This window comes from Anaerocolumna sp. AGMB13020 (assembly GCF_033100115.1).
Lineage (GTDB): Bacteria > Bacillota > Clostridia > Lachnospirales > Lachnospiraceae > Anaerocolumna.
The window spans coordinates 5,341,870-5,361,611 of sequence record NZ_CP136910.1 but is presented as its reverse complement, the minus strand read 5'-3'; the positions used below and the strand labels follow the sequence as shown (position 1 = coordinate 5,361,611).

Sequence of the window (19,742 nt, the reverse complement as noted above, 5' to 3'; positions counted from 1 at the left end):
TATGAAGTCCTTCACACTTCCCAGTAATCTGTGGAGCTTTCATAAATATTATAGATTGTCATTTGAAAGTAATATAATATCTTTTCTCAGATTCTCTAACTGTGTATCAAGACTGCAATCCACAATACCGGTTTCCATATCTATGATACACTGGTTCTTTAAGAGGTTCTTGTCAACCGCGATATCCAGTTCAATGCTTTCGCTGACAATTTCAAGCAATTTTGGTTTAAAGGCCAAAACCTCTTCATAATCCTCTTTTGATACCTTTATATGATAGAACTTACTGTTATCTCCATGTAATATTGCCCGGTGCAGTAAATGTGTTATCACTCCTGTTTTATCTTCAACAGATACACCGGTTACTTTTTCGATTAACCTTGCCATAATACCGGCAAATTCCGGCTCCAGAGAAGCAGCCTTTTCTTCATATTCAACAAGAAGTTTTCTCTTTTGCTCTTCGTATTCCTTCTGCTTTATGAAAGCTTCCTGCATTCCTCTTTGAAGTCCTGCTTCATAGCCGTTTTTTTCAGCTTCCTCAAATAGTTTTTTACTATAGGCTCTGCTTTCTTCTTCTGCGGTCCTACGAATCAGGGCTGCTTCTTCTTCTGCCTTGGCGATCATATCCTCCAACCGGATTCTAAGCTCTTCTTCACTTAACCTGGGTTCTTCCTCTTCAATTACGGGTGCATCTATTCCAAGTACGAAACCTTCAGCAGTGGCAGCAGTTTCTTCTTTCTTAACAATCTGTACCTGCGGTCTGTTTGCAAAATTGATAATGCGGAATTCTTCACTTCTTTCATTGGAATCCACAACAAACTTATTTTCTCCGGTTAATGCTACATATCTGGATTTTATAAGATTAGACAACTATCTCATCACCTCCACCCCTGGAAATGATAATCTCAGCGGAGTCCTCCAACTTTCTAATAATATTAACAATCTTCTGCTGCGCTTCTTCAACATCTTTCAGACGTACAGGACCCATGAATTCCATATCCTCTCTGATCATTGCAGCAAGACGTTTTGACAGGTTATTAAATACAACATTCTGCACTTCTTCATTGGAAGCTTTTAAGGCAACTGCCAATTCATTATTATCAACCTCACGGAGAACTCTCTGAATGGAACGATCATCCAGCGTAAGAATATCTTCAAATACAAACATCTTTCTTCTGATTTCATCCGCTAATTCAGGCTCTTCAATTTCCAGAGTTTCCATAATGTGTTTCTCTGTTCCTCTGTCAACAGTATTTAAGATTGATACGATAGAATCAACACCACCGACAATGGTGTAATCCTGATTGACAAGTGAGGATAATTTACGTTCCAGTACTCTTTCCACTTCCTTGATTACATCAGGTGAGGTACGATCCATCTGCGCTATACGTTTTGCCACATCGGCCTGCTTATCAGGTGCAAGTGCCGAAATAATAGCCGAAGCCTGACTGGAGGATAGATAAGAAAGGATTAATGCTATGGTCTGAGGATGCTCATCCTGAATAAAGTTAAGCATCTGACTTGCATCTGCTTTTCTGACAAATTCAAAAGGTCTAACCTGCAAGGAGGCTGTCAGCTTGCCAATAACATCCTTTGCTTTGTCTTCTCCAAGTGCTTTTTCCAGCAGTTCTTTTGCATAAGCAATACCGCCTTCTGCAATATATTGCTGTGCTAAACAGATTTCATAAAATTCATCAAGCACCTGTTCCTTGGTTGAAGGGTTTACACTTCTGGTATTTGCAATTTCCAGTGTTAACTGCTCTATTTCATCTTCTTTTAAATGCTTAAAGATACTTGCTGATTTCTCAGGTCCTAAGGATATAAGGAGAACTGCAGCTTTTTGTACGCCTGATATTTCTAAATTCTTTGACATATTCCCCTCCATCAACCCCATTCATCGTTTAGCCAATTACGCAGCAACTGAGCTACCGCATCCGGGTTCTCGTCCACAAATTTCTCGATCATCTTCTTTGCTTCTGATTTTTCGCTGAACTCGATATCTTCTAATGATTGATTTTCCTTCGTTGTGGCCAGCAGCTGTTCTACTGAAAGTTCAGGTTCAAGCTCTGTAACATCCGCAGGTGCTGTTCCTTTAAATACTACAAATATCAACAGACCAACTATACCTACCGCAAGAAGAATCTGCAGATAGAAGGACCAGTCTCTTGGAGTCGTTTGTGTCGGAACAAAGACTGACTGCTGATATGCTATAATTGAAAGTTTATCAGTAGATATACCTGTTGCCAGTGAAACCGCTTTATAAACCTCTTCATCTACCGTTATTTTCACAGGCTCCTTGTTTGCCAATACATACTGTTCAAAGGTCATGTTATCAAGATCACCTCTGAGCCTTAACTCTTCTTCGGTAACGTTAACAACTTTTGTCATAACAATACTTCCGGAAGAGTCTTCTGGTATTACAGCACCCACTTCATACTCCGTATTCGTTACCCTTTCACTGGGCAGGTACTTAATTTGTACAGTGGAGGACGAAGAATCACTGCCTGTCCCGTTATCAACTTCATAAGTTGTTTCGTCATTGGAATCTGTTCCAGGGGTCCCACCGCCGGTATCGTTGGTGTTCTTGGTGTCATAAGAATAATACTCACTATATAACCCCTGATCCTGGCCATCAGCTGGAATCTTTTCATTATATAATTGAGTAACTTTATCCATATTTAGTTTCCAATTAAACATTGGCTGTACGTCTGTGTACCCAAGTTTTAACATCAACATGTAAATATTGTTATTGTAGGTGTTTTGAAGCTTTTCTTTATATTCCAGTACAGAATTCGCACTTCCCGTGTAAAGGTCATCTTTGCCTCCAAACAAGAGTGCTCCGTTCTGATCTATAATCTTTATTTTATCAGTAGATTCATTTCCAATAGCCGCAGCTACATATTCTGCAACAGCAGCTGCATTAGCAACGTCAAATTCATCTGTTATGGTCAAGGCCACACTGGCCGGTAAATCCTTCTTTTCGGTCAAAACGCTGTATGTGGTTTCAGATGGCACATAAGTAACCTGAGCCTCTTTGATACCTTTCATTTTAATCAGGTAATTTCTGATTTCAGTCTGCACATATAAATGATTCTTTAAATTACGATCACTGTTGGTGGTACTTAAATCATTTTTCACCAACTGGTCCAAGGTTAATCCTGATGTGGGAACACCACTCCCGTAAACAAGCAATAGCGCATCAGAGAATTTGTCCTTATCCACATCGATAGTCATACCATCACTGCTTAATTGATAGGCGATTGCTTCATCCTTTAACAGACCTGCGATAGTGCTAACGTCTTTTTTATTCTCGCCCGTAAATAACTCTTTATATTCAGTCCTGTTCAATACGGTAACCAATATGACAAGCGCCAGAAAAATCGTAGCAACAACTCCGATAATAATCGTTTTCTGTTTGCTGGTGTATTTATTCCATTGGTTAAGCAACTGAACCGGTACTTGCTTTAGTCTGTCAATCATATTACAGCTCCTTCAGTTCCATCATTAGAATTGGAGATTCATAATCTCTTTATAAGCTTCTATTACCTTATTTCTTACCTGAACAGTGTACTGTAGTGACAGGTTAGCTTTTTCCTGAGCAACCTGAAGGTCATAAGTGTTATTAGACAGCCCTAACGCAAAGGAAACCTCAGCTTCTTTTGCAGCATTCGATAAATCATTTGTTTCTTTTAACATAGAAAGAGCAGATTGGAATACACTATCAAACGCATCATTCCTTGTGGCTTTCTCCACCCCTGTATTATTAGCACTATATGCATTTATACCCGATATTCCATTAAGCAGTGTAATATCCATCAATTAATCCCCCTGTTATTTTCCTACTTCCAATCCCTTTAACGCCATACTTTTTATTGAATTAAATGCAGTAACATTGGCATCATATGCTCTGGAAGCATCAATTAAATTGGCCATTTCCGTTACCGTATTAATGTTTGGATAAGTTACATAACCTTCTTCATCAGCATCTGGATGTGATGGATCATAAACAACATTCATCGGTGTGGTAGTATCCTCTTTCACCTCTGTAACCTTCACACCATTTCCCATAGCTTCATTTATCTTTCCCCCAAGAATTTTAGAAAAGGGACTCTGGTTACGTTCCTCAAATACTACGATCTTACGCCTTACCACATTTCCATTTTCATCTCTTGTAGTATTGACATTAGCAATATTTTGCGATATGACATCCATACGAAGTCTTTGTGCTGACATACCGCTGGCACTTATATTCATTGCATCAATAACTGACATCTAACTTCCTCCTAATTATTAGACAATGCTGTTCTTATTCTGCTAAATTCGTGTGACATAGCTTCAAGCATAGCACTATGGTTAATTTGATTCTCTGCTACTTTAGCAGATTCCGTATCTATATCAACATTATTACCGTCCAGCCTGTAGCTTAAGGACGAATTATCCGTATAGACAGTTGATGCTATTGATTTCAAGTCTATACCAGCAACTTTCTGGTCGAGATTGCCAGGTCCCTTGAGTGCATTGGCTAAATAAGTCTGGAATTCGATATCCTGTCGTTTATATCCTGGTGTACTGACATTGGCAAGATTATTGGCTAACAACTGACCCCTTGTCCACATTGCATCGGCCGCCTTATTCAGTACGTTTACATAATTGAATAAATCTGAATTAATCATACTTACCTCTTTCCCGCTTATCAATTCTTCTACTTGATAACCTATGAAATAAAAGTACATTTCACGTATTTTATCAAGCAATACCGCAAGCCAGCTTGCGATTTGTAAGGGCATTGTGTGAAAACTTAGTGGAATAGCTTCAACAAACTCACACATCTCTCGTAACTAGCTTCAATTATAAATATATTACGACAAAAAAACAAGCTAATTTTTATAAATTAGTACTATTATATCATATATTGTAAATTATTCGAAATATAGCTCAAATGCACTATTTATGCGGAAAATCTTTTTGTCTAAAACCTATGAATACGGTTAATTAGTGCTCCTAATTTTCGACATTTTCGTATATATAATGAATAAATTGCATAAAAAATGGATTTATAAATTGTATACAATTTATAAATCCATTCTCTTAATCTTTCTCACTATTTTGTTAAAATAATGTAATATTTCTATAATTTACTTGTTCAGTTTTTTAAGCTCATCGAAAACAACATCATTAAGTACTTTTATATAAGTACCTTTCATACCGGAGGAACGTGATTCAATAACTCCGGCACTTTCAAATTTACGAAGAGCATTCACAATCACCGATCTGGTTATACCGACCCTGTCAGCAATCTTGCTGGCTACCAGAATACCTTCATTTCCTTCCAGTTCCTCAAAGATATGAATAATTGCTTCCAATTCAGAAAAGGACAAAGTACTGATTGCCGATTTAACAATCTGAACCTTCCGGCTCTCTTCCGCATTCTCTTCATTTACAGAACGCATCATTTCAAGTCCAACAACTGTGGTACCGTATTCACTGAGAATAATATCGTCCAGGTCGTAAGGCTTTATGCTCTTATATAAAAACAATGTCCCAAGCCTCTCCCCTGCAATATCGATAGGAATAATAATTGCTTGATAGCTAATATCTGTATCAAGCTCAAAGCCAAGTGTCAATAGATTAACATTCTCTTTGGTAGAAAGAATATTAAGCAGACGCTCATTTAACATCTGGTCAATATAACCACCTACGGCATCTTTGATTAATTCCTTGATTTCTACGATATCTTCTCTGTTCTTAATACCCAGAACCTTACCTTTTTTGCTGATTACCAGAATATTGGATTCCAGAATCTCGCTTAACACTTCACAGATATCATTAAAAACTACCTTGTGAGAATTGTTATTGTGTAATAGCTTATTAATCTTTCTCGTCTTATCGAGCAACTGTACACTCATGAAATAACCTCCCAGTACCCCCGCTTGTTTATCTGATTCTTCTAAATAACCAGTAATTAATTCGCAATATAAGATACCGGTCATTTAAATCTTGGATACGACAGCAACAAAACTGCCTTTATCAGAAACCAGAAGAACTATTTCTGATAAGTTGTATTAACATTAGATAAATAGTATCATACCTTTTTCATAAAAACAATAGTTATTTCTTCTTTTTGACGCACATTTTAATATAATATATCTGTTTTTCGTATATTTCTTATTTATTCACAACAATACCGCCACATTTATCATCGAGGCATACCAAAGAATTACCTTTTTCAATAAGCACATTTCCACATTTAGGGCATTTTTGATCCGTAGGTTTCTGCCAGGACATAAATTCACATTCCGGATTATTCTCACATCCGTAGTACTTACGCCCTTTCTTTGTCTTACGAATAACCACATCCTTCCCGCATAACGGGCAGGCTACACCGATTTTTTCAAGATAAGGTTTTGTATTCCTGCATTCAGGAAAACCTGGACATGCTAAAAATTTTCCGTGGGGTCCATATTTGATTACCATGTTCCTTCCGCATTCCTCACAGATAATATCAGTCTTCTCATCTTCTATCTTGACTTCTTCCAAACTGTCTTTTGCTTTATTGACAGCTTCATCCAGATCGGGGTAGAAATTTCTTACAACAGTTTTCCAATAAACACTGCCGTCTTCCACTTTATCCAGAAGTGATTCCAGGTTTGCTGTAAAGTTAACATCAACAATTGTTGAAAATGCTTCCTTCATAATATTGTTAACAACTTCACCAAGTTCTGTCACATAGAGATTCTTATTCTCCTTCACGATATACCTTCTTGCTAAAATTGTAGATATCGTAGGGGAATACGTACTGGGTCTTCCAATACCCAGTTCCTCCAGTGTCTTGACAAGAGACGCCTCTGTATAGTGAGGTGGTGCCTGGGTAAAATGCTGGGCGGGATTGAACTCCAGAAACTTCACTTTGGATTCTTCCGAAATATCCTTTAACATTGCATGGCTTTCATTTTCTTCTTCTTCCGCATAAACGCTGAGATATCCGTCAAAAATCATTTTAGATGCAGATGTACTGAATTTATATCCCTTTGCATCTATTTTAACATTAATGGTCTCATATCTGGCCGGCGCCATTCTGCTGCCTACAAATCGTTTCCATATAAGCTGGTATAACCTGAATAAATCTCTGCTTAGGGATTCCTTCACGATTACCGGTGTCAGATCTGTATAGGTGGGTCTGATTGCCTCATGGGCATCCTGTATCTTCTTTCCAGTATTCTTTTTTTCTTCTGCCTCGGTATTATAGCTGCTGCCATAGTTCTTCTCAATGAATTCACGGGCAAAGTTCTCCGCTTCTTCGGATATACGAACGGAATCTGTTCTTAAGTAGGTTATTAAACCAATGGTTCCATGGCCTTTGATATCAATACCTTCATAAAGCTGCTGCGCCAGTCGCATGGTCTTTGACGTTGAGAAATTCAAGGTCTTGGCGGCTTCCTGCTGCAAAGTACTGGTAGTAAAGGGCAACGGCGGTTTTTTCTGTCTTTCGCCTCTCTTAATTTCAGAAATCTTATAATCCGCTTTGTCAAGATCTTTTAATATCTCGTTTAATTCCTGTTCTGATGAGATACTCTTCTTTTCCAGAGAGGAAGTAATCAGCTTGGCTGTTAAAGGTTTTTTCTCACCTTCAACCTGAAAGCTGCCTTCCAGTGACCAGTATTCTTCCGGTAAAAAAGCATTGATTTCATCTTCCCGATCGCAGATTATACGAAGTGCGACGGATTGAACACGTCCGGCACTCAGCCCTCTTTTTACCTTTGCCCAAAGGAGCGGGCTTATACTATAACCTACCATACGGTCTAGTATTCTTCTGGTCTGCTGAGAATCCACAAGATTCATATCGATATCTCTGGCCTGTTTTATGGAAGCTTTCACTGCATTTTTGGTTATTTCGTTAAAAGTAATCCTGCTGCAGGTACTATCTTCAAGTTTCAAAGTCTTCGTAAGATGCCAGGAAATCGCCTCACCCTCACGGTCAGGGTCAGTTGCAAGATAAATTTTATCTGCTTTTTTCACTTCTTTTCTGAGCTTTGCCAGAAGATCTCCTTTGCCTCTTATGGTAATATATTTCGGTTCATAATCATTCGTAGTATCAATACCCAGCTGACTTTTTGGTAAGTCTCTAACATGTCCGTTTGAAGCCACCACTTCGTAGTTAGCACCTAAAAATTTTTTGATTGTTTTAGCTTTTGCTGGTGATTCAACAATAACTAGATTCATGTGCACTCCCCTATCTGGTAAACTATTTCTATTTTCTTCAAAGGAGAGCAGGCTGTAAAGCTCCCTTCGTCAGATATCTGTTATATAATAATTTGCTCTTGTTTGCTTAATAAAATTCTTCCATTCCAACTGAAAAAGTATTTGAGCCAATTCTCCGATAGCCATATCTGTCTCTTCGGCTATTTCATTCAGGTGTTTTGGGATACGGCTTAAACAAGCATACACTATTTTTTCCCTGTCTTCAAGTAATTTATCATTTTTTTTCATGAGTTTAGGTATATTTTTACAGAAATCCATGTAATCCTCTAGTATATCCTCTGGTTCCGTGCATAATTTAGCCCCCATCTTAAGCAGGTTATTGCATCCATTACTGAGTATATCTCCTGGTCTTCCCGGTACTGCATAGATATTCCTGCCTTGCTCCAAACCATAATCAACGGTTATCAAGGAACCGCTTTTGTCTCTGGCTTCCACTACAAGTATCCCGTCTGCCAATCCGCTGATAATCCGATTCCTCATAGGAAAATGATATGCTCTTGGCCCTGTCCCCTGTACATACTCTGAGATAATTCCTCCCTTGGCAGCAGTATTCAGATAAATGTTAAAATTTTCTTTGGGATAACAAATATCGGCTCCGCACCCTAGTACTGCATAAGTCGTTCCTTCTGCCGCCAAACTCCCCCAATGGGCAGCACCATCAATGCCTGCTGCAAGTCCGCTGATGGTTCCAATTCCCGCTCTTGCGAAAGCTTTTGAAAAAGATACGGCTGTTTCCCTTCCGTAATCCGAGCAGTTTCTTGCACCGACGACTGCAATGTGGACTTTACCTTCCTCCGGAAGCTTTCCTTTATAGAATAACCCCAGTGGTGCCTCATAGATATTTCTTAATTTTCCAGGGTACACTTCGTCCTCTATTGATACAAAATATATGCCTTTCTCTTTTAGTTTAGCATAGCTTTCCTGCACCTTGCTCCTCTGTCTGGTTCCACTGATACGTTCCAGATCTTTTTCATTTAATTCCGGTATCTTCTTAAATTCCTCGAAGTCTACCTCAAATATCTCTTCAATGGAAGAAAAATAAGATAATATTAAATTCTTCTTTTTTATGCTCATTTCTATACCGCATAACCAGAACCAGCATTCTTTTTTTGTCATTTGACCTCCTGAAATGATTTCCTAAAAGACATTTTCTTAGTGAGTCTGCCATTAGCTTTAATCCCAATACTTCTTATCCATGCTGCGATAACAAATAGCTTCACTTAAATGCTTTTCTTGTATGCTTTCACTTCCATCCAGATCCGCAATAGTCCTGGCTACCTTTAATACCCTGTGATAGGTTCTGGCACTAAGGTTTAATCTGGCATAAGCTTCCTCCATCAATTTTTCTTCCTTCTTACCCAATGCGCAGTATTCCTGCAGCATTCTGGTGGTAAGCTGGGAATTAAAATGAATCCGATCCTTTTTGTACCGCTCCGTCTGGGCCAGTCTCCCTTTCATAACTCTCTCCCTAATCGCAGCAGAGGTTTCTCTTCCTCCCTTCTTATTCAAATCCTTATAATCTGACTGGGGTACTTCTATGCTAATATCGATTCGGTCCAAAAGCGGGCGGCTTATTTTGCCCAGATAATTTCTTACCTGTGACAAGGAGCAATGGCATTTATTCCTGTCAGGGTAATAACCGCAATTGCACGGATTCATAGCTGTACAAAGCATGAGATTAGCCGGATAACGAAAGGTACCGTTTAGTCGAGTAATTGTTATTTCATTTTCCTCCAGGGGCTGTCTGAGAATTTCGATGGTCTTTCGGTTAAATTCAGGGAATTCATCTAAAAACAGAACCCCCATATGAGCCAGACTTATCTCTCCTGGCATCGGGAATCTTCCTCCTCCGGTTAATGCAGTGGTGGTAATTGTATGATGAGGAGAACGAAAAGGGCGGTTAAGAATCAAAGACTGATTATTATCTAATAATCCTGAGACACTATATATTTTAGAAATTTCAAGACTTTCTTCGAAGGAAAGTTCAGGAAGAATGGAGGGAATTCTTCTGGCAAGCATTGTCTTACCGGAACCAGGTGGTCCGATTAAAAGAATATTGTGCATACCACAGGCAGCAATTTCAATTGCCCTTTTTGCCAGCTCCTGTCCAACGATATCAGAAAAGTCAATTTGCGTATCTTCCCTGCTAGGTTTTAAATCCTCTGCCTGTAAGCAACACGGAGCAAGATGCAGGTTTCCGCTTAGGAATTCTGCAACCTGCGTCAAGGAATCCACACCATATACTTCAATTCCCTTAACTACCGCACCTTCTCTTACATTACAGGAGGGTACAATACATCTTTTAAAACCCTGCTCGTATGCCATATACACTATCGGCAGGACTCCGTTTACCTTTTTTACTTCACCATTCAAACTTAGTTCACCTATAAACAGGGTATCTTTAAGACTTTCTTCCAGAAGCAGTCCAAGGGCTGCAAGAACGGATATGGCAATGGGCAGGTCAAATGCCGTCCCCTCCTTGCGCATATCAGCCGGTGACAGATTAATGGTTATTCGTTTCGCCGGCAAACGGTAACCTGAATTTTTTAATGAAATGCGAACCCTTTCCCTGGCTTCTCTGACCTCGGAACCAAGATATCCTACAAGGTCGAAAACCGGCAGTCCATCACTGATATCAGCTTCTACGGTAATTCTTCTGCTATCAATACCCAAAACCGTTCCGCTGTATACTTTACTAAACATATTGCTCCTTTCCCTTTCTCTCCGGGGGCAGAAGCATCATCCATGATGATTATAGCAAAAAAGCAGAATTCTGGCAATCATTACCTCACATTAAAAACAGCAGATAGCATATGAGTATATTACAGGCGCTATCTGCTGTTATACGCTTCCTTTATCAGAATCTGTGCATTCGATGGAGTTTACCCTTGTTTCGCATCTAATATCTTCTTAAGTTCATCCACAAAAGTATTTACATCCTTAAATTCACGATAAACGGAAGCAAATCTGACATAAGCCACTGCATCAAGGTCCTTAAGCTTGTCCATAAGAATTTCACCGATAACAGAGCTCTTAATTTCTTTTTCTTCCATATTAAATATGGTATTCTCCACTTCATCTACCAGTGCTTTCATCTGGTCAACAGAAATGGGTCTTTTATGGCAGGAACGAAAAACACCTGCTTCAATTTTCGACCTGTCATAAGGCTCACGATTATTGTCCTTCTTTATGACTACCAAAGGAATAGTCTCTACTTTTTCGTAAGTAGTAAAACGCTTTGAGCATTCATCACATTGACGTCTTCTTCGAATGGAACTTCCATCGTCTGCCGGTCTTGAGTCAATAACTCTTGTATTCTCATCTCCGCAAAATGGACATCTCATAATTTGTACCTTATCCTTCCCTCTAACATCTTTAAGTTGATTATATTGAAAGATATTCAATCGGTCAAGATATTTTAATGCTACTTTTTTCATATATTAAGATAGATAGTTTTTCTGATGCCTGTCTGTAACCCGCTATAACTATTCCACCTAAATGTACTGACTATTGAAAAAGGAGGCCCTATGAGACTGTGTGATTTAAAACAGAAAGAAGTAATCAACTGCAGAGACGGAGAAAGACTGGGATTTGTCTGCGACTTGGAATTCGATGTCAATACCGGCATTATCACGCATATTATCGTACCGGGTCCCTGTAAAATCTGGGGTTTCTTAGGAAGAGACCAGGAATATGTAATAAATTATAACTGTATCAAGCAGATTGGTACCGATGTTATTCTTGTTGATATTGATGCCGAAAAAGTACTGATAAAATCAGCTTATATTTAGAGGCTTCTTAAGGCTTGCAGATACTGCAGGCTTCATAACCCTCCGCTTTTGCTTCTTCCATTAATATAGCTTTACCGTTATCCTTTATGTACTGGCAGCCTTTTTTATGATATTTCGTTCCTTTATTCGTTACATATACGTATTTCTCAGATTTCTTATCAGATGAATTTTCCAGATTGCCTGTTAAATTGTCAATGCTCTCTTCAAACGATGATTCAGTGGTTTGCTTTGGGTTAGTACCTTCTGTCTTAACTGAAAGATTTTCACCATCACTATTTATTACAACGGTACCCATTATGTCCGTTCGATACACCTGCACATCCTCATCCTCGAGATTGGCCAGTGTAATACCGGAAGGATGACCATAGGAATTATCTTTCCCAACAGAAATTACAGCATAAACAGGATCTACCGCTCTAAGGAATGCAAGACTGCTGCTGGTTAAAGAGCCATGATGTCCGACTTTTAAAACATCTGTCTCCAGATCGCGGCCTTTCGATAACAGATCCTCCTCTGCTTCTTCTTCCATGTCACCGGTAAACAGAAAAGAATTCTTACCATTGGTCAGTTTAATTACCAAAGAGTAATTATTGATATTTTCACCATAATCCTTTCCGAAAGGTGTTAGAAACTCAAACAAAGAGCCACCAAGGTGATAGGAGTCACCTGCTTTGGGATAGACCTTGGTTATTTTCCTTTTGTCCACCAGATGGATTAAATTATTGTAGGTTTCTGTATCATACTTTTGATTACCAAGAAATATTACGTCTGCACTAAACTCTTTTATAACCTCTGCCATCCCGCCGATATGGTCACTATGAGGATGTGTACAGATAATATATTTTAGAGATTTTATATTTTCCTGCTCCAGATAACCGGTTACTGTGCTTCCCTGCTCCTTCTCACCGGCGTCAATAAGCATAGCTTCTCCCTGTGACTGTATCAGTATGGCATCACCCTGTCCCACATCCAGGTACATAACCTTTAAATCATTGTTGGAATCATTCTTGCTTACCTCAACTGCACAGCCTGATAATATTAGAACGAAAGACAATACCAGCGATATCCTTAAAATATGTACAAAGCCTTGAAATATTTTATTCTTCATACTCTCCTTTTTCCTCCTCAGTAAAATGCTCTATTAGCTTACTAGAGGTTTCCACAAAAATCAATATCAAATGAAAAAAGGTTCCATTAATAAATGATGGGGATGCATAAAAAATACACCCTAACAATACTCTTGTTAAGGTGCATAACTTAATTTATTGACTCAGATAATTTTTCATATTTTTCAGTGCTGATTTTTCCAGTCTGGAAACCTGCGCTTGAGATATACATATTTCTTTTGCCACTTCCATCTGGGTTTTGCCTTCATAAAAACGAAGCTCTATTATTCCTCTTTCCCTGTCGGTAAGTTTTGAGAGAGCTTCCTTTAATGCAATCTCTTCAATCCAGTTTTCCTCTTTATTCTTTTTGTCACTGACCTGGTCCATAATATACAGGGTATCTCCGCCTTCTGAGTAAACAGGCTCATAAAGGGATACCGGACTTTGAATGGCATCCAGTGCATAAACCACATCTTCCTTTGAAATACCGATTTCCGAAGCAATTTCCATAACTGTGGGTTCTTTGTCATTTTTCTTAAGTAATGCTTCCTTCGTGTAAATTGCTTTATACGCAGTATCACGTAAAGATCTGCTAACCCTTATGCTGTTATTATCTCTAAGATATCTTCTGATTTCACCGATTATCATAGGAACGGCATAGGTGGAGAATTTCACATTTTGTGTTATATCGAAATTATCAATTGCTTTCATAAGACCAATGCAGCCGATCTGAAATAAATCATCAACATTTTCATTACTGCCAGAAAATCTTTGAATTATACTAAGTACAAGACGCAGATTACCTTTGATATACAATTCTCTTGCCTCTTTATCTCCCTCTAGGATACGTTTAAATAATTCTTCCTTTTCACTATTGTTCAGTAATGGCAACTTAGATGTATTGACACCGCAAATTTCTACCTTATAAAGAGCCATATGAAAACCTCCAAATCATTTTTTCTTCCTGTACAAATCCATGTGTACAGTACATGTATACAGAGCAGAAAAAATTTCCCATATCACGAAAGTGCTATGTTGAAATTCTTCAAATACATAGAGATAACTTCAATTATTATAGAAGTTTTCTCTATCCATTTCTACTCTTTGCATAAGTAAATGATTCACTATTAAAGGCATCTTTATACGGTTAAACAGAATGTAATAATTTCCTTTTTTGTTATATCTTAATATATCTTTATTCCAAACGCAGCATTTCTTTTTTTAATCGCTTTATAATCTTTTTTTCTAATCTGGATATATAGGATTGGGATATACCCAGAAGGTCTGCAACCTCCTTTTGTGTCCTTTCGTTGCCGTCTTCGGTATTGATTCCGAAACGCAGCTGTACTATAATCCTTTCTCTTTCACTTAGTTTGGAAAGAGCTTTCCCCAGAAGCTTTCTGTCTACTTCTTCTTCAATATTTCTATAAATAACATCCTCTTCCGTACCAAGTATATCGGATAACAGAAGTTCGTTACCATCCCAATCCACATTAAGGGGTTCGTCAATGGACACCTCCAGTTTCGTCTTATTATTTCTTCTCAGATACATGAGAATTTCATTTTCAATACACCTGGAGGCATAGGTAGCAAGCTTAATATTCTTATCCGGATTATAGGTATTAATTGCTTTGATAAGCCCTATCGTCCCAATAGAAATCAAATCTTCAACACCTACTCCTGTATTGTCAAATTTTTTAGCTATGTACACAACCAATCGGAGATTATGCTCTACCAGTATGGATTTAGCCTGGGTATCATCTTCCGTACCAAGCCGTGCAATTTCTTCTGCTTCCCTGACCGCATCAAGGGGTGCAGGAAGAACCTCAGCCCCACCGATATAATGTATCTCACCGCGACCGTTAAACAGAATACTTCTGAAATCAGGTATCAACCGAAATGTAAACTTATTCGGGATTGTTATTTTTAACAGCATTAATCTCTTTCCTCCCTTTCCATCACATAACCTCCCTATGTAAAATGATCTGATAATCCTTACGTACGGATACATCCTCCCTGCTAATGGCAGTTAGAACTTTTTCCCTGACCGTCTCTTCTTTCCCTTCCCAGAGGATGACTTTATCAAGTACAATTGCCGGTAATATTCCTTTTTTACCAACTGATTGAAAAGGAATCATCCGAAGAGGTAGATATTCGTCCGGTTGTACTTCCTCCTGGTTCTTACCGGGTAAAGAAGTACCATTACTAAAATCGTCGAACAGATTACACAGCATATTATTCTGAGAATCCGTCAATAAGGGTTCAATCACCGTATATTCCGCTACAATTACCGGTTTCCCGAAATACGGGTCTTTTAAGCAATTTCCGGTATCCATAAATCCTACAGCTTTGACAGTTCTTTCATTAAAACAAAGTTCTGTCTTATAATAATCTGTTTCCTTATACCGAAGCCGTTTTAAAAGGCTGATAAAAACAATCAAACCGATAGTCCCTGCCAAAACTGCCAAATAAAAATTCTGATATCCCTGCTTTGAAAGCAATCTCCCCTGCATCAGTTCTCTGAAATAATATCCAAAACCAGTATAATAATACAGGCTGTTCAATAATCCTCCCAGAAAAAAGGTGGTTATGTAAAGGAGCCCTACTGCTTTTAAAAATTCCTTTCGATTCCTTTTGCCATAGGATATCTTAACCAACAGGCAGCTTAACAAAATGTAAGCAGCTAAAAATTGAATGAAATGATTCAAATACGGAATTACCGCAAACACACAAGCTCCCAAAGCTCCTGCTGCAGCTCCCAGGCAGCACCTTAAGGATGAGCCTGTATACCTTAGTATTTTTTTTACTACTGTTAACAGAATAAAATCCATGATGAAATTTATGATGAAAATAACATCAACATAAACGTCTAAATACAAAGCCACCCCCTCATTTCATTTATAATAAATCCTATTATAGCTGTTAAAGCCCGTTTAATTTGTCAAATACTGGAATAGTTGAACCTGTTTTCATTTACTCTCACTTACAATATCCCCTCCATTTCAACGACATAATATATAATCCTGTTACAATATTTATACTTTTGTAAATATATGTTAATTCCACAAAGCTTCTGGGGAAATGAAGGACAATGCGCCTGAATTTTCAATTGCATTAAAAATAGCCTGTATCCGATTTCTCGAATACAGGCTATTTTACGCTGTTATTTCCTTAAGTTATTTATTTATGGTTTTTGTTTTTCTGTAAGAACTCTGGTATTTTAATACTTCCCACCTCATTGGCCTCTCTGCCTGGATAATGAGAAGTGGTTCCAGAATAAGGAGAAGTGGGTGTAGATTGTGTAGCCGCCACCTGAGACTGTGCTTTTTCAAATGGAGACTGCTGATTATTAAACTTATACTCAGGTCTGGCCACTGGTTGTTTCAGGAAACTGGGACCTTTTGCTTCCCCTTTGTTGCCTGCCTCTCCGTCAAGTCCTGTAGCTATTACAGTAATGGTAACATAGTCTGTAGTAGCATCATCATACATGGCGCCAAAGATAATATTGGCATTTTCACCAGCAAGCTCCTGTACCATAGTTGCTGCCTCGTTTACTTCGATCAAACTGATATCACCGGAAATATTGATTATAACATGGGAAGCTCCTGATATGGTAGTCTCAAGAAGAGGACTGGTAATAGCCTGATTAACAGCACTAATACATTTATCATCTCCTTTGCCAATACCAATACCGATATGAGCAACACCTTTGTCTTTCATGACAGTCTGAACATCGGCGAAATCCAGATTAATAAGGCCAGGTACATTAATCAGATCCGTGATACCCTGAACACCTTGCTGAAGGACCTCATCGGCCTTTTTAAGCGCATCAGGTATGGTAGTTCGTCTGTCAACAATTTCCATTAATTTATCATTAGGAATCACTATCAATGTGTCCACATGTTCTTTTAACCGCTCAATGCCGCCAAGAGCATTATTCATTCGCGCTTTTGCTTCAAATTTAAAGGGTTTCGTTACGATGCCTACTGTAAGGATTCCCATATCCTTTGCTAACTGTGCAACTACTGGTGCTGCTCCCGTACCGGTTCCACCGCCCATACCGCAGGTTACAAACACCATATCGGAACCTTTGATTATCTCTAGCAGTTCTTCCTTGCTCTCTTCTGCCGCCTGTGCTCCAATTTCCGGCTGAGCTCCTGCACCAAGACCTTTCGTAAGTTTCTCACCAATTTGTACACATTGAGGAGCCTTACAATTCTTTAAATGCTGCTTGTCCGTATTGATACAAACAAATTCAACACCTTTGATATTCTGCTCAACCATTCTATTTACAGCATTATTTCCTGCTCCGCCTACTCCGACAACTAGTATTTTTGCAGTAGATTCTGTTTCACTCGTTCTTATTTCAAGCAAGGTACTTCCTCCTTCACTATACACCTAAAATTATATTAATTATATACGATTCCATTTTCTTATTCAACATTGAGCTTCTAGTAATATAAGACTGGTTATTCTAATAAATATCATATCTTTTATCCACTAAATAATCAACCTTTTTTTAACGTTTTATTTGACAGGCTTCGCAACAATTTTTTCCTGACCTTCCATATAATTCTTCAGGTCTATGGAAAGAATCTTACCGTTTTTCTGAGGTACCGTCGGTAATAGTCCCTTCAGATTTGCAATCTGTTCATCATAGGAATCTCTTTTTCCCAAAAGCACTATACTTTGTTTGTTTTTTAATGTTACCTCATAGTCCTCGTTAAACTGAATCGTATTGATATCCAGTTCAAATTTCTGGATTAATTGAGTGATCTTAAGTATGACCGGGAAAAGCTCCGGGTTCTCTGTCTCTATCTTATCGTGCAGTATAAAACTGTTAAAATTCAGCCCTGTTATAAATGGTACTCCCTCAAGTTTTTCCTGAGAAGTTTCCACGACTATACCATCTTTATCAAAATACATATAACTTCCCATATACTGAATACAGCCGATTACTGATTTTTCATAGACATGCAGTTTAATGGTATGCCTGTCCACCATCGTTGCTGTAATCTTTTCAACAAAGGGAATTGATTCTTTTTTGCCATACATCAGTCTCAGGTAAAAAAGTATGGTATTGCTATCGCTTTTACTTGTCAGTAATTCCTGCTTTAACTCATCATCACTGTAATGGGTGCTGCCGATTATCGTAACCGACCTCAGATTACAGGTCATATAAAGCAGGATTACCGCAAGAAAAACAAGAAGGCCAAACAGCAACAGTTTCCCCGAAGGGCTTATTATCGTTTTGCTGTTTTTATCCTGTCGCATTCTCAAAGCACCTTATCCTTCCTGGCAATTATTCACTCCTTAAACGTTCTCATCAGTTACTCATTTTTATATTCAATCTGTGCCCCCAAAGCCCTTAAGTCTCTGCATATATCCTCATATCCCCTCTGGATATGATATGGATTGTTAACAATTGTTTTACCCTCTGCCATTAAACCGGCTATCACAAGTGCTGCTCCCCCCCTTAACTCACCTGCGGATACTTCAGAAGCTTTTAAAGCAGGAACACCTGTTATATGCGCCACTCTGTCCTGTAAACATATCTGCGCACCAAATCTGGCTTGTTCCGGTACATTCTGATATCTGCCTTCAAATATTTCTTCCACTATTTTGCTGTTTCCGGATGCTTTCATAAGCACCGACATGATCTGTGACTGCATATCCGTAGGAAATCCCGGATATGGTTCTGTTATAATCTCTGGCACTGCCCTTACTGTTCCATCGGAATGAAGAGAGATGGAATCCTCCTTGCATTTTATACGGCTTCCCATCCGTTTTAAGGTCTGAATAACTACGTAAAGACTACCGCAGCCTATCCCTCTTAATACAACATCTCCTCCCGCACCGGCAGCTGCTGCCAGGTAAGTACCTGCTACAATTCGATCAGATGGTGCTGTATATTCCGTCTGATGCAGGGCTGCAACTCCCTCAATTTCAATTCTTCCGGTACCCGAACCATATATCCTGGCACCTGCTGAAATCAAGAATTTGCATAATTCAAGAATTTCCGGCTCTCTTGCCGCATTAAAGATTCTGGTCTTTCCACTGCCTAAAACTGCCGCGAGAATAACATTTTCTGTTGCTCCCACACTGGGTGAGGGAAAATATATATCCGCTCCCTTAATCCCAGAAGTCAAGCATTTAATCAGCCCGTCCTCTTCTTCCAGAACAACATTCATCTGTTTAAAAGCCTCCAAATGAAAATTGATAGGTCTTGCACCAATGGTACAGCCACCCGGATAAGATATGACAGCGCTGTGGGTTCTTCCTAAAAGAGCTCCCATTAATATAATGGAAGAGCGCATCTTCTTGACAAGATCCGTTGGGACGATATCTGTTGATAAACCTCTTGCATCAACTATGATAGAGGAGCCTTCCCAGGTAACGGTACATCCGATATCAATGAGAATCTCTATCATATGCTCCACATCCAGAATTCTCGGACAATGATTCAGCTTTGTAACACCGTTTATTAATAATGTAGCTGCTAAAATTGGTAATACGGTATTTTTAGAACCTTGTATGTTAACTTCACCACTTAGCTGTTTACCACCAACAATTTCAATATATGCCATGG

General features: G+C 38.7%; 19 protein-coding genes. 1 reads left to right on the top strand and 18 read right to left on the bottom strand.

All coding sequences use genetic code 11. From position 1 onward, the window contains the following. Positions 1-48: 48 nt before the first annotated feature. The 11 genes from R2R35_RS22500 to nrdR all read right to left on the bottom strand — a co-directional run bounded on the left by R2R35_RS22500 (position 49) and on the right by nrdR (position 11,600). Complete coding sequence (locus R2R35_RS22500; RefSeq protein ID WP_317732093.1) at positions 49-867, bottom strand: FliH/SctL family protein; 819 nt, start codon at positions 865-867, stop codon at positions 49-51. Then, entirely contained in the window at positions 860-1,870 is a 1,011-nt protein-coding gene (gene fliG / locus R2R35_RS22495) for a flagellar motor switch protein FliG (RefSeq protein ID WP_317732092.1), read from the bottom strand. The genes R2R35_RS22500 and fliG overlap by 8 nt, the downstream gene beginning before the upstream one ends. An 11-nt stretch (positions 1,871-1,881) precedes the next feature. After that, positions 1,882-3,477, bottom strand: a complete 1,596-nt coding sequence (locus R2R35_RS22490) for a flagellar M-ring protein FliF C-terminal domain-containing protein (RefSeq protein ID WP_317732091.1) — start codon at positions 3,475-3,477, stop codon at positions 1,882-1,884. Between the two features lie 24 nt (positions 3,478-3,501). After that, entirely contained in the window at positions 3,502-3,813 is a 312-nt protein-coding gene (gene fliE, locus R2R35_RS22485) for a flagellar hook-basal body complex protein FliE (RefSeq protein ID WP_317732090.1), read from the bottom strand. A 15-nt stretch (positions 3,814-3,828) separates the two neighbouring features. Next, positions 3,829-4,269: a flagellar basal body rod protein FlgC gene (flgC, locus tag R2R35_RS22480; RefSeq protein WP_317732089.1), complete on the bottom strand. Its 441-nt coding sequence runs from the start codon at positions 4,267-4,269 to the stop codon at positions 3,829-3,831. 11 nt (positions 4,270-4,280) lie between these two features. Beyond that, the gene (flgB, locus tag R2R35_RS22475) at positions 4,281-4,670 is read right to left on the bottom strand and encodes a flagellar basal body rod protein FlgB (RefSeq protein ID WP_317732088.1); all 390 of its coding nucleotides are present in this window, start codon (positions 4,668-4,670) and stop codon (positions 4,281-4,283) included. 462 nt (positions 4,671-5,132) lie between these two features. Beyond that, positions 5,133-5,903 carry a GTP-sensing pleiotropic transcriptional regulator CodY gene (gene codY / locus R2R35_RS22470; RefSeq protein WP_033166716.1) on the bottom strand — a complete coding sequence of 257 codons (771 nt, stop codon included), beginning with the start codon at positions 5,901-5,903 and terminating at the stop codon, positions 5,133-5,135. A 259-nt stretch (positions 5,904-6,162) separates the two neighbouring features. Further along, positions 6,163-8,217: a type I DNA topoisomerase gene (gene topA, locus R2R35_RS22465; RefSeq protein ID WP_331670182.1), complete on the bottom strand. Its 2,055-nt coding sequence runs from the start codon at positions 8,215-8,217 to the stop codon at positions 6,163-6,165. 69 nt (positions 8,218-8,286) lie between these two features. Next, entirely contained in the window at positions 8,287-9,372 is a 1,086-nt protein-coding gene (gene dprA / locus R2R35_RS22460; protein ID WP_317732086.1) for a DNA-processing protein DprA, read from the bottom strand. Positions 9,373-9,429: 57 nt separating this feature from the next. Next, on the bottom strand, positions 9,430-10,959 hold the full coding sequence (locus R2R35_RS22455) for a YifB family Mg chelatase-like AAA ATPase (protein ID WP_317732085.1): 1,530 nt from the start codon (positions 10,957-10,959) through the stop codon (positions 9,430-9,432). Between the two features lie 179 nt (positions 10,960-11,138). Beyond that, positions 11,139-11,600, bottom strand: a complete 462-nt coding sequence (gene nrdR, locus R2R35_RS22450; RefSeq protein ID WP_033167600.1) for a transcriptional regulator NrdR — start codon at positions 11,598-11,600, stop codon at positions 11,139-11,141. 183 nt (positions 11,601-11,783) lie between these two features. On the opposite strand from nrdR, the gene R2R35_RS22445 reads away from it, so the two are divergent. Beyond that, entirely contained in the window at positions 11,784-12,047 is a 264-nt protein-coding gene (locus tag R2R35_RS22445) for a YlmC/YmxH family sporulation protein (protein WP_033166720.1), read from the top strand. A 7-nt stretch (positions 12,048-12,054) separates the two neighbouring features. Here R2R35_RS22445 and R2R35_RS22440 read toward each other — a convergent pair whose 3' ends face one another. The 7 genes from R2R35_RS22440 to murA all read right to left on the bottom strand — a co-directional run bounded on the left by R2R35_RS22440 (position 12,055) and on the right by murA (position 19,740). Next, positions 12,055-13,155 carry a ComEC/Rec2 family competence protein gene (locus R2R35_RS22440; protein ID WP_317732084.1) on the bottom strand — a complete coding sequence of 367 codons (1,101 nt, stop codon included), beginning with the start codon at positions 13,153-13,155 and terminating at the stop codon, positions 12,055-12,057. 154 nt (positions 13,156-13,309) lie between these two features. Beyond that, complete coding sequence (gene sigG, locus R2R35_RS22435; RefSeq protein WP_033166722.1) at positions 13,310-14,089, bottom strand: RNA polymerase sporulation sigma factor SigG; 780 nt, start codon at positions 14,087-14,089, stop codon at positions 13,310-13,312. Between the two features lie 259 nt (positions 14,090-14,348). Further along, positions 14,349-15,089 (bottom strand): RNA polymerase sporulation sigma factor SigE, encoded by a 741-nt coding sequence (sigE, locus tag R2R35_RS22430; RefSeq protein WP_033166723.1) that lies wholly within the window; start codon positions 15,087-15,089, stop codon positions 14,349-14,351. Positions 15,090-15,111: 22 nt separating this feature from the next. Continuing rightward, positions 15,112-16,032, bottom strand: a complete 921-nt coding sequence (locus tag R2R35_RS22425) for a sigma-E processing peptidase SpoIIGA (RefSeq protein WP_317732083.1) — start codon at positions 16,030-16,032, stop codon at positions 15,112-15,114. Between the two features lie 301 nt (positions 16,033-16,333). Beyond that, positions 16,334-17,527, bottom strand: coding sequence for a cell division protein FtsZ (gene ftsZ, locus R2R35_RS22420; RefSeq protein ID WP_317732082.1), 1,194 nt, complete (start codon positions 17,525-17,527; stop codon positions 16,334-16,336). 153 nt (positions 17,528-17,680) lie between these two features. Further along, positions 17,681-18,427, bottom strand: coding sequence for a cell division protein FtsQ/DivIB (locus R2R35_RS22415; RefSeq protein WP_317732081.1), 747 nt, complete (start codon positions 18,425-18,427; stop codon positions 17,681-17,683). A gap of 56 nt (positions 18,428-18,483) precedes the next feature. Continuing rightward, the gene (gene murA / locus R2R35_RS22410) at positions 18,484-19,740 is read right to left on the bottom strand and encodes a UDP-N-acetylglucosamine 1-carboxyvinyltransferase (protein ID WP_317732080.1); all 1,257 of its coding nucleotides are present in this window, start codon (positions 19,738-19,740) and stop codon (positions 18,484-18,486) included. Positions 19,741-19,742: the final 2 nt, after the last annotated feature.